Below are 10,813 nucleotides of genomic sequence, written 5' to 3'. Positions count from 1 at the left end.
GGCATCTCACCCGGCCGCGCGCCCCTCGACGGCGGCTCGATCCGTAGACTGCCAGGCAGGTTTCCCGGAAGGAGCAGGGCGGATGAAGGTGCTGGCCGCGATGAGCGGCGGCGTGGACTCGGCGGTCGCCGCCGCCCGCGCCGCGGAGGCAGGCCACGAGGTGGTCGGCGTGCACATGGCGCTCTCCCGCAGCCGCGACCAGACCCGCCGCGGCTCCCGCGGCTGCTGCACCGTGGAGGACGCCTCCGACGCCCGCCGCGCCGCCGACCGCATCGGCATCCCCTATTACGTCTGGGACCTCTCCGAGGACTTCCACGACCTGGTCGTCGAGGACTTCCTGTCCGAGTACGCGGCCGGCCGCACCCCCAACCCCTGCGTGCGCTGCAACGAGCGCATCAAGTTCGCCTCCCTGATGGAGCGCGCCACCCTGCTGGGCTTCGACGCCGTCTGCACCGGGCACTACGCCCGGGTGCGCGCCGAGGGCCCCGGCGGTGCCGCCTCGTTGCACCGCTCCCGCGACGCCGCCAAGGACCAGTCCTACGTGCTGGCCGTGATGGGCCCCGAGGCCACCTCCCGCTCCCTGTTCCCGCTGGGGGACATGGAGGACAAGGCCGCCGTGCGCGAGGAGGCCCGCGCCCGCGGTCTCGGCGTCTCCACCAAGCCCGACAGCTACGACATCTGCTTCGTGGCCGACGGCGACACCCGGGGCTTCCTCGACCGTCACCTGGGCGAGGCACCCGGCGAGGTGGTCGACACCGACGGCACGGTGCTCGGCACCCATCAGGGCACCCACGGCTTCACCATCGGCCAGCGCAAGGGCCTGGGCCTGCAGCAGCCCGCCGCCGACGGTGCCCCCCGCTACGTGCTGGACGTGCAGCCCGAGACCCGGCAGGTGGTGGTCGGCGCCGCCGAGCTGCTCTCCACCCGGGTGCTCGAGGCCACCGAGGTCGTCGCCTTCGAGGAGGTGCCGGCCGGGCGCGAGGTCAGTGCCCAGATCCGCGCCCACGGCGAGGCGCTGCCCGGCATCGTCGAGCGCAGCGACGAGCGCCTCGTGGTGCGGCTGGCCGCCCCCGTGCGCGGCGTCGCCCCCGGGCAGACCCTGGTGCTGTACGACGGGGACCGCGTCATCGCCTCCGCCACCCTGGACCGCCGCGCATGAGCCGCGAGGTGCTGGTGACCGTCACCGGGGACGGGACCTTCCGGGCGCCCGCCCCGGCCTCCGTGCCCGCCGGCAGCGACGCCACCCTGGAGGCGCTGCTGCGGCTGCGCTCGATGCTGGGCGACGACCTCGAGGAGCAGATCGCCGCCCGCCTCACCCTGCCCGCGGCGCTCGGCACCGACGAGACCGACCACCTGCTGCCCGCCTCCCTGGTGCTGCTGGCCGGCACCACCGGCGACCTGGCCAGCTACGGCTGGCGCGTGGGCACCGGCAGCGGACTGGCCTGGCGGCGCGCCCGGGACCGCCGCGAGCAGATCCTCGATGCCGCCCGCATCGCCTGGCTGGGCTACGAGGGCCCGGTGCAGCTGACCACCCTGGGCCCGCTCACCCTGGCCGGGGCGACGTTCCTCGGTTCGGGGGAGCGCACCGTCGCCGACCGCGGCGCCCTGCGGGAGCTGCCCGTGCTGCTGGCCGAGGGCCTGATCGACCAGACCGCCCGGGTGCGCCGCCAGCTGCCCGGCGCCGCCGTCGAGCTGCTGATCCGTGAGGACGGCATCGCCGACGTGCTGCACGGCCGCCTGCCCACCCCCTCCGGCTACCGCCGCTACCCGGCGATCCCTGCCGAGGAGATCGCGCCGCTGTGGCGCTCCCTGCTGGCGATCCTCGCCGAGGAGGAGCTGCCCGTGACCCTCGCCCCGGGGGCCGAGGCCCCCCTCCTGCGGGCCGCGCGCTCCGCCGGGGCCGGTTCCCTGGCCGTCGACCCCGCCGGACTGCCCGCCCTGGAGGCCGGGCGCGGCCGGGACGCCTGGGAGACCCTGGCCGCGGCGCGCGAGGCGGGGGAGGCGATCACCTGGGTGCTGCGCGCGGGCCGGCCGGGACGCGCCCTGGACCACGTGGCCGCGAGCTGGGGGCGCCTGGGCCACGGCCGCGCTGAGCTGGCCGGCTTCACCCTGCAGGCCGCGGCGGCCCCGGTTTCGGGTTCCGTCGGCTCGGCGCTGCTCACCGAGGCCGAACTGACCGCGGTGCTGCGCCAGGCGCCGCCCTGGGCGGAGCGGATCCGCGACTGAGGACGGCCCGCGGGCCACGAGGGGGAGGCCATGCGCATGATCGGGATGCTCGGCGGGATGAGCTGGGAGTCCAGCCAGGAGTACTACCGCCTGGCGAACACCCTGGTGCGGGAGCGTCTCGGCGGAGTGCACTCGGCGCGGGTGCTGCTGGACTCGGTGGACTTCGCCGAGGTCGAGGAGCTGCAGCGGACCGGCCGCTGGCAGGCGGCGGGGGAGCTGCTGGCCGCCCGGGCGGCGGCCCTCGAGGCGGCGGGCGCCGAGCTGCTGCTGATCTGCACCAACACCATGCACGTGGTGTACGACCAGGTCGCCGCCGCGGTGTCCGTGCCCGTGCTGCACCTCGCGGACGCGACCGCCGCCCGCCTCACGGGGGCGGGGCTGGACCGGGTGGGGCTGCTGGGCACCTCCTTCACGATGGAGCAGCCGTTCTACCGCGAGCGCCTCGCGGAGCGCGGCGTCACCGCGCTGGTGCCGGGGGACGAGGACCGCGCCGAGGTGCACCGCGTGATCTACGAGGAGCTGGTGCGCGGCGTCGTCGCGGACCGCTCCCGCGAGGCCTACCGCGCCGTGATCGCCCGCCTGGTGGAGCAGGGGTCGCAGGGCATCATCCTGGGCTGCACCGAGATCGAGCTGCTGATCGGCCCCGAGGACTCCCCGGTGCCGGTGTTCCCGACCGCCCGCATCCACATCGAGGACGCCGTGGAGCGGGCGCTGGGCTGAGCGGTCTTCGCCGCGCGGGGATACCAGCGGCCGCGCCATCGTCACCCGCGGACCGAGGGCCGTGAGGCCGAGCTCGTCCTCGGTGCGGATCAGGCCGCGCAGGAACGCGGTCGGCGGAGGGTACGGCACGAGTATCCCGGTCCCGCCGCCGGTCGACGGGCGAAGCGGACGGAACCCACGGTCCCGGGGTAGCGGTGACGGACCCCGTCGTTCCTCGGTCAGGACCATGGGCGAGAATGGTCCCGTGAGCGTACAGACCAGCCCCGACGAGCCCTCCACCGACCCCGCCGCGACGGACGCGCGCGCCCCGCAGGAGCGCATCGCCGAGCTCACCGCGCTGCTGGAGCAGGCCCGCGAGGAGTACTACGTCCAGGACGCCCCCTCCCTGCCGGATGCCGAGTACGACAGGCTCGAACGGGAGCTGCGCGAGCTGGAGGCGGAGAACCCCCAGCTGGCCAAGGAGGACTCGCCCACCCGCACCGTCGGCGGCCGGGTCGAGGCCGGTTTCGCGCCCGTCGAGCACCTCGAACGCATGATGAGCCTGGACAACGCCTTCTCCCTGGAGGAGGTCGACGCCTGGGCGCTGCGCGCCGCCGAGGGCCTCGGTGGGCCCTCCGAGTCCCCGTACCTGGTGGAGCTCAAGATCGACGGCCTCGCCATCGACCTGGTCTACGAGAACGGCGTCCTCGCCCGCGGCGTCACCCGCGGCGACGGCCGGGTGGGGGAGGACGTCACCGCCAACGTCCGCACCATCGCCAACGTCCCCGAGCGCCTGGACACGGAGAACCCGCCCGCCGTGCTCGAGGTGCGCGGCGAGGTGTTCTACCCCTCCGCCGAGTTCGAGGCCCTCAACGAGCAGCGCCGCGAGGCGGGCCTGGCCGAGTTCGCCAACCCCCGCAACACCGCCGCCGGCTCCCTGCGGCAGAAGGACCCCGCCGTCACCGCCTCCCGCGCGCTGAAGGTGTTCGTCCACGGCATCGGCGTGCACGACGGCGTCACCGCCGCCTCCCAGTCCGAGGTGTACGCCCAGCTGGCCGACTGGGGTCTGCCCACCTCGCCCTACGCGACGGTGGTGGCGACCCTCGCCGAGGTGCGCGCGTTCATCGAGCACTACGGCGAGCACCGCCACGACGTCGAGCACGAGATCGACGGCATCGTCATCAAGATCGACCGCTTCTCCCAGCAGCGCGCGCTCGGCTCCACCTCCCGCGCCCCCCGCTGGGCGATCGCCTATAAGTACGCGCCGGAAGAGGTCACCACCACCCTGGTCGACATCCAGGTCAACGTGGGCCGCACCGGCCGCGTGACCCCCTTCGGCGTGATGGAGCCCGTGAAGGTCGCCGGCTCCACCGTCGAGATGGCCACCCTGCACAACCAGTTCGAGGTGGAGCGCAAGGGCGTCCTCATCGGCGACACCGTCATCCTCCGCAAGGCCGGCGACGTGATCCCCGAGATCCTCGGCCCCGTCGAGGCGATGCGCGACGGCACCGAGCGCGCCTTCGTGATGCCCACCGAGTGCCCCGCCTGCGGCACCCCCATCGGCCCCGCCAAGGAGGGCGACAAGGACTGGCGCTGCCCCAACACCAAGGACTGCCCCAGCCAGGTCACCGGCCGCATCGAGCACGCCGCCTCCCGCGGCGCCTTCGACATCGAATCCCTCGGCGAGGAGAGCGCCATCGCGCTCACCGACCCCGACAAGCGCCGCGGCGAGGCCCTCGCCGCCCTGCGCGCCGGCCACGCCGTGCACCTGCCCATCGACTCCCTGGAGGACGTCGAGCGGGACTCCTTCGCCGTGGTCAAGAACGGCGAGGTCACGGACGGCACCGACGGGGTGCCGCTGCTGCGCATCACCGATCCCGACGACGAACTGCTGCCCGGCCTGCAGACCCCCGTCGTCACCACCGGCGCCAACCTCTTCGACCTCACCGCCGAGGACCTGCGCGAGGTGGCCGTCTGGCAGCCCGAGCGCCGCGACGGCGCCCCCATCGGCGACTGGCGCGTCCACCGCGTGTTCTGGTCCCGCCCCACCTTCCGCCACTACAAGCGCGAGCAGGCCTGGAAGCAGCAGCGGGACTCCGCCCCGCTGAAGAACACCGAGCTGCTGCTGGACGAGCTGGAGCGGGCGAAGGAGCAGCCGCTGTGGCGGGTGCTGGTCGCACTGTCCATCCGGCACGTCGGCCCCACCGCCGCCCGCTCGCTGGCCACCGCCTACGGCTCGATGGACGCGATCCGCGCCGCGAGCCTCGAGGAGCTGGCCGAGACCGACGGCGTGGGCCCCACCATCGCCGAGAGCGTCCTGGAGTGGTTCGCCGAGCCCTGGCACGGGGAGCTGGTGGACGCCTGGCTGGCCTCGGGCGTGCGCCGCGCCGACGAGGTCGAGGAGGGCTTCGTGCGCACCCTCGAGGGCGTGACCGTCGTGGTCACCGGCGGTCTGGAGGGCTTCACCCGGGACGGCGCCAAGGAGGCGATCATCTCCCGCGGGGGCAAGGCCTCCAGCTCCGTCTCCAAGAAGACCCATGTGGTCGTCGAGGGCGAGAACGCCGGCTCCAAGGCCGAGAAGGCCCGTGACCTCGGCGTGCCGATCCTGGATGAGGCCGGCTTCGTGGCCCTGCTCGAGGGCGGACTCGAGGCTGTGCTGCCCACCGCGGACGACGAGGCGGAGACCCCGGAGACCACCGAGGGCGCGAGCGAGGGCGCCGATGACTGAGGCCCCCGCCGTCCCCGGGGACCTGCCCGCCATCGCGCGCGGCCTCAGCGCCTTCCCCCTCACCCCGCTTTCCGAGGAGCGCATCGACACCGCCGCCCTGGAGGGCATGGTCGCCCGCGCCGTCGAGGCCGGGGCCGATTCCATCGGCGTGCTCGGCTCCACCGGCGCCTACGCCTACCTCGACCGCGCCGAACGCCGCACCGCCCTGGACAGCGCCGTGCAGGCCGCCGGGGACGTGCCCGTGCTCGCCGGTATCGGTGCGCCCCGCACCGCGCATGTGAGCGCCTTTGCCGAGGACGCGCAGGCGGCGGGCGCCGCCGGAGTGATGCTCGCGCCGGTCACGTACCAGATGCTCACCGACGACGAGATCGTGGGCCTGTACCGGGACGTGTGCGCCGAGCTGTCCGTGCCGCTGGTGGTCTACGACAACCCCGCCACCACCCACGTGCGCATGACGCACGAGCTCTACGGGCGCCTCGCCGAGCTGCCCGGGGTGGCCGCGCTGAAGATCCGGCCCGTGCCCTCCGAGGCCGAGGCCGCCCGGGTGCGAGTCCACGGGGTGCGCGCCGTGATCCCCGCCCACGTCGGGATCGGCGTCTCGGGCGACGCGGTCGGGGCCCGCGGTGTCCTGGCCGGCTGCGACGCCTGGTACAGCGCCCTGGCCGGGGTGCTGCCCGAGGTGGTGGTGCCCTTGCACCGCGCCGCCGCCGCGGGCGACGAGCTCGCCGTGCGCCGCGCCGGCGTGCAGCTGGCCGGGCTGTGGACCCTGTTCGAGGAGCACGGCGGCAGCCTGCGCGTGCTCGCCGCCGTCGCCGAGGAGCGCGGACTCGTCCGCGGCCCGTGCCTGCCCCGGCCGCTGCAGGGCCTGGGGGAGGAGCCGCGGCAGCGGCTGCGAGCCGTGCTGGAGGGGCTCGGCCTGGAGGTCGTGGGGAGCTGAGCGCCGCGCGGGCGGCGGGAGTGCGGCTCAGAATTCGGTCAGCACCCGCATCACGTCGTCCGCGGCCTCCGGTGCGAGGTCGCGCATCTCCTGCCGCACCTGATCCTTCAGCTCCTGCCGGAGGGCGAACGTCTCGTCGCGGGCGTCGGCCCCGGCCTCCTCGACGCGGAGGCAGAGCAGGGCGATCGAGCCGAGCACGTCCGAGAGCGACCCGGCCATCGGCACCGCCCGCTCGATCGGAACACCGGGCAGCTGGAAGTACATCGACCGGCTATCCGCATCGTGGATGGTCGTAGATGTACGCATCCACGCCCTCGCTCATCACCGCGATCCACGCCGCGGGCCAGTCCTCGATCGGCTCGCCGGTGGTGCCGGTCCAGCGGTGGCCGGCCTGCTGCTCCCACAGCCGCGCCGGCGGGAACAGCAGGATGTCGTTCCCGCGACCGGTCAGCTCGATCCCGCTGTAGCCCCGCACGTATCTGTTCGAGATCCACTCGCCTGCGGCCCGACCTCGGCGTAGAAGCGGGCGATCTCCTCCGGCAGGGGGATCGTCGCGGTCCAGTCGGAGGCCGGGTGGGGCGCGCAGTCGCCGAAACGGCGCAGGATCGCGAGGGTGTCCATCGCGGAGACCCTACCGAGGGGCGGCGTGCTCAGCCGAGCTGGGCCAGGGCGAAGGGCAGCACGGCTCCCGCCCCGGCACGGCGCAGCGTCCGGCCCGCCACCGTCATCGTCCAGCGGGAGTCGATCTCGTCGTCCACCAGCAGTACGGGGGCGCCGCGGAGGGCGTCCAGCCGCTCCTGCAGTTCGGGTCCGACGCTGAAGCGGTCCCAGAGGGCGGCGACGCGGAAGGCGCTGTTGCCGCCGCTGCGGAGCGGCCCGGCCTCGGGGTCCAGCGTGAGGGTGCCGAGGTCTTCGAGCCGTCCCACCCGGGCGATGCCCTCGGCGAGGCCTCGCACCAAGCGCGGGCGGGTGGCGCTGGGCACCGCGACCACCGCGGCGGGGCGCAGCGCCCAGTCCCAGGCGCTCAGCACCTCCACCACGCGGCCGGCGATCGCGGGGGAGAGCTCGGTGTCGATCCGGTGGCCCTCCTCGTCGTGGGCCAGCAGCTCCCGCAGCGGCTGCGCCCAGCCCAGGTCGGAGATGCGGGCCAGCACCCGCCCCTCCTCGACCTGCTCGGCCGGGGGGATGTTTCCCTTCGGGGCGCCGTCCGGGCCGCCGACCCGCAACCGGTCCAGGCCCTGCGGCCAGCGCTTGCGGGGCGCGACCGGCACGCCGACGCGGTCCAGAAGCTGGGCCACCTCGTCCTGGCCGCCCGCCTCGGCCGTGGTCCGGTCGGGCGTGCCGGGCTCCGGGTACCAGGGGCCGGCGCAGACGTCGCAGCGGCCGCAGGGCACCGCGGAGGGGTCGTCGAGCTGCCGGGCCAGGAACACCATCCGGCACTGCTCGGGCCGCTCGGCGACCACGTCGGGCCCGGTGCCGTGCTCTCCCAGGCGCTCGTAGGCCAGCATCGCGTCCTGCTCCTCGCGGCGGGCGCGGGCCACCCGGCCGTAGCGCTCGGCGTCGTAATGCCAAGGAGCGCCGGTGGCGACCCAGCCGCCCTTGATCGCCTCCACCGCGCCGTCCACCGCGAGCACCTTCAGCAGCAGCTCCAGCGAGCTGCGCCGCACATCGACCCGCGCCTCCAGCGCCGTGGTGGACAGCGGACCGCTCGCCCCGGACAGCGCCGCGAGGATCTGGTCGGCGGACTCCTGCGAGGGCATCGAGCTGGTCGCGAAGTACTCCCAGATCGCACGGTCCTCGCGGCCCGGCAGCAGCAGCACCTCGGCGCTGTCGGTGGCGCGGCCCGCGCGGCCCACCTGCTGGTAATAGGCGACGGGGGACGAGGGCGCCCCCAGGTGGATCACGAAGCCCAGGTCCGGCTTGTCGAAGCCCATGCCCAGGGCGCTGGTCGCCGCCAGGGCCTTCACCCGGTTGTGCTGCAGGGCCGCCTCCAGCTCGGCGCGGTCCTCGGCGTCGGTGCGGCCGGTGTACGCCTTCACCGGGCGGTCGGGCCGGTCCAGCAGCTCGGCGAGGTCCTCCGCGGCGGAGACGGTGAGGGTGTAGATGATGCCGGAGCCGGGCAGCTCGTCCAGGTGGGCGGCCAGGTACTCCAGGCGGGCGCGGTCGTCCGGCAGGTCCAGGGAGCCCAGCCGCAGCGAGTCCCGGGTGAGCTCCCCGCGCAGGGTCAGCACGCCCTCTCCGGTGCCCTCCCCGGTCGAGGTGTCGAGCTGTGCGGCGACGTCCTCCACCACCCGCGAGTTCGCGGTCGCGGTGGTGGCGAGCACCGGCACCTGCGGGCCGAGCCGCGCCACCAGGTCCCGCAGCCGGCGGTAGTCGGGGCGGAAGTCGTGCCCCCAGTCGGAGATGCAATGCGCCTCGTCGATCACCAGCAGGCCGCAGCGTTCGATCAGCCGCGGCAGCTGCTCGTCGCGGAAGCCCGGGTTCACCAGGCGCTCCGGGGAGACCAGCAGCACGTCGACCGTGTCCTCGGCGAGCGCCTGCTCGATGTCGGACCAGTCCAGGGCGTTGGCGGAGCTGATCGCCTCGGCGCGCACCCCGGCGCGGCGGGCCGCGGCCACCTGGTCGCGCATCAGTGCGATCAGCGGGGAGATGATCAGCGCGGGACCGGCGCCGCGGCGTCGCTGCAGCAGTGCCGCCAGGAAGTACACGGCGGACTTGCCCCAGCCGGTGCGCTGCACCACCAGCACCCGACGCTGCTCCCGCACCAGTGCGGCGATCGCCTCGAACTGGCCGGGGTGGAAGTCGGCCGCGGGGTTCCCGGTGAGCTGCTGCAGGATCTCCCGCGCCTCGGCGTACAGCGGATCATCGCGCCCGTCGTCGGGGGCGGCGGCATCGGCGGGGCGGGGCTGCGAGGTCATGGGGCCAGTCTCGCAAGCCGCCCCGACAGACGGGCGGAGCGAACCGGGTGGGGGACCACCACGGCCGAGGACGCCTGGGGAGGGCCGGCGCCGTCACAGACGCCGGGGCAGCCCTCAGATGTCGAAGGTCTCCTCGCGGTTGCGCTCGGCCTCCTCGGCCTCGGCGGCCTGGCGACGCAGCCGCTCCACCGTCGACTCGTCGTCGCGCATCGGGTCGTCCTTGGTGGCCAGCGCCCGACGCATCCGCTCCTCCAGCTCCTGGGCCTCCCGGATCGCCGGGTTGTCGGAGGGGGTCTCCCGGTCGTGCGGGTCGTGGGAGCCGTAATCGATGTGAGGATCCACGGACATGGGGATCACCTTCTCTGTGGCGCGGCGTCGTGCTCGGTGGCCGGCCATTCTAGTCCGACCCGGCGCGCCCGTCCCCGGTCGGACGCGCCTACGATCGGGGCATGGCCGCCCGCTCCTCCCGCTCCCGCCGCTCCGCCCCCGCCCGCTCCGCGCTCCCCGAGGGAACCGCCCTGGTGGAGACGCTGCTCGGAGCCTGGAGGGCACCGGCCCGGATCGACGTGGACGGGGTGGCGCTGCTGCGCTCCCGCGGCGTCACCCGGCGCGCCCACAGCGCCGTGCCCCTGGACCCGCCGAGCGACCCCGAGGACCTGGACGCCCTGATCGACCGGGTCCACGCCCTCACCGCCGCCGACGGCCGCGCCCTGTGGCGGATCTTCGAGCTGCCGGGCCTGCCGCCCGCCCACACCGCCCTCGATCAGGCTCTGGACGCGCGCGGCCTGGTCACCGAGGCGCCCTGCGAGATCCTCGGCCGCGACCTCGCCTCCCCGCCCCGCGGGGACGCCGCCGTGCGGTTCGAGGTCGGCCTGCCGCCCGCGGACTGGTCCGAGGCCCACTGGCGCCTCGCCCCGCGCGCCGGCGAGGAGGCGCGGACGACCCTGCACGACATCATGGCCGGCACCCCCGCGATCTACGCCACCCTGCCGCGGCCCGGCACCGACGGCGCCCGCCCGGAGGACGTCGTCGCCGTCGGCCGCGCCGCCCTGGTGCCCGTCCGCAAGACCCTGGTCACCGTGGTCGACGCCCTCGCCGTTGACCCGGACCACCGCCGCCAGGGCCACGGCCGCACCGTGCTGGACGCCCTGCTCGGCGCCGCCCACCAGCAGGACGCCCGCGCCGCGCTGCTCGAGGTCGAGAGCGACAACGCCGCCGCCCGCGCCCTCTACCGCCGCGCCGGATTCACCCGCCTCGGCGGCTGCCACTACCGCGTGGGCGCCTGACCCCTGCCGCCTCCGGGTC

The 10,813-nt window shown here is 75.0% G+C and carries 11 protein-coding genes; 6 read left to right on the top strand and 5 right to left on the bottom strand.

Features of this window, described 5'->3' with window-relative positions:
* Window positions 1-82: 82 nt before the first annotated feature.
* The 5 genes from mnmA to OM98_RS12225 all read left to right on the top strand — a co-directional run bounded on the left by mnmA (window position 83) and on the right by OM98_RS12225 (window position 6,590).
* On the top strand, window positions 83-1,159 hold the full coding sequence (mnmA, locus tag OM98_RS12245; RefSeq protein ID WP_010534922.1) for a tRNA 2-thiouridine(34) synthase MnmA: 1,077 nt from the start codon (window positions 83-85) through the stop codon (window positions 1,157-1,159).
* Window positions 1,156-2,226, top strand: a complete 1,071-nt coding sequence (locus OM98_RS12240) for a hypothetical protein (RefSeq protein WP_010534921.1) — start codon at window positions 1,156-1,158, stop codon at window positions 2,224-2,226. Before mnmA ends, OM98_RS12240 begins: the two co-directional genes overlap by 4 nt.
* 30 nt (window positions 2,227-2,256) lie before the next feature.
* Window positions 2,257-2,946 carry an aspartate/glutamate racemase family protein gene (locus OM98_RS12235; RefSeq protein ID WP_010534920.1) on the top strand — a complete coding sequence of 230 codons (690 nt, stop codon included), beginning with the start codon at window positions 2,257-2,259 and terminating at the stop codon, window positions 2,944-2,946.
* A gap of 244 nt (window positions 2,947-3,190) precedes the next feature.
* Complete coding sequence (gene ligA / locus OM98_RS12230) at window positions 3,191-5,653, top strand: NAD-dependent DNA ligase LigA (RefSeq protein WP_010534919.1); 2,463 nt, start codon at window positions 3,191-3,193, stop codon at window positions 5,651-5,653.
* Window positions 5,646-6,590, top strand: coding sequence for a dihydrodipicolinate synthase family protein (locus OM98_RS12225; protein ID WP_010534918.1), 945 nt, complete (start codon window positions 5,646-5,648; stop codon window positions 6,588-6,590). Before ligA ends, OM98_RS12225 begins: the two co-directional genes overlap by 8 nt.
* Window positions 6,591-6,617: 27 nt before the next feature.
* Here OM98_RS12225 and OM98_RS12220 read toward each other — a convergent pair whose 3' ends face one another.
* The 5 genes from OM98_RS12220 to OM98_RS12205 all read right to left on the bottom strand — a co-directional run bounded on the left by OM98_RS12220 (window position 6,618) and on the right by OM98_RS12205 (window position 9,856).
* A complete protein-coding gene (locus OM98_RS12220; RefSeq protein ID WP_010534917.1) occupies window positions 6,618-6,854 on the bottom strand; it encodes a hypothetical protein in 237 nt (78 codons plus the stop codon).
* A gap of 7 nt (window positions 6,855-6,861) precedes the next feature.
* Window positions 6,862-7,065 (bottom strand): hypothetical protein, encoded by a 204-nt coding sequence (locus tag OM98_RS14875; RefSeq protein WP_010534916.1) that lies wholly within the window; start codon window positions 7,063-7,065, stop codon window positions 6,862-6,864.
* Complete coding sequence (locus OM98_RS15930) at window positions 7,038-7,211, bottom strand: hypothetical protein (protein WP_175285982.1); 174 nt, start codon at window positions 7,209-7,211, stop codon at window positions 7,038-7,040. Before OM98_RS15930 ends, OM98_RS14875 begins: the two co-directional genes overlap by 28 nt.
* A 29-nt stretch (window positions 7,212-7,240) precedes the next feature.
* Complete coding sequence (locus tag OM98_RS12210) at window positions 7,241-9,508, bottom strand: RecQ family ATP-dependent DNA helicase (RefSeq protein ID WP_010534915.1); 2,268 nt, start codon at window positions 9,506-9,508, stop codon at window positions 7,241-7,243.
* Window positions 9,509-9,622: 114 nt separating this feature from the next.
* Window positions 9,623-9,856: a hypothetical protein gene (locus tag OM98_RS12205; protein ID WP_010534914.1), complete on the bottom strand. Its 234-nt coding sequence runs from the start codon at window positions 9,854-9,856 to the stop codon at window positions 9,623-9,625.
* Between the two features lie 101 nt (window positions 9,857-9,957).
* Between OM98_RS12205 and OM98_RS12200 the strand changes: the two genes are divergently transcribed.
* Entirely contained in the window at window positions 9,958-10,794 is an 837-nt protein-coding gene (locus OM98_RS12200) for a GNAT family N-acetyltransferase (RefSeq protein WP_010534913.1), read from the top strand.
* Window positions 10,795-10,813 lie beyond the last annotated feature (19 nt).

It is taken from the genome of Brachybacterium squillarum M-6-3 (genome assembly GCF_000225825.1).
In the GTDB taxonomy this organism is placed as follows: Bacteria; Actinomycetota; Actinomycetes; order Actinomycetales; family Dermabacteraceae; genus Brachybacterium; species Brachybacterium squillarum.
This window is presented reverse-complemented; position numbering and strand designations above follow the sequence as displayed.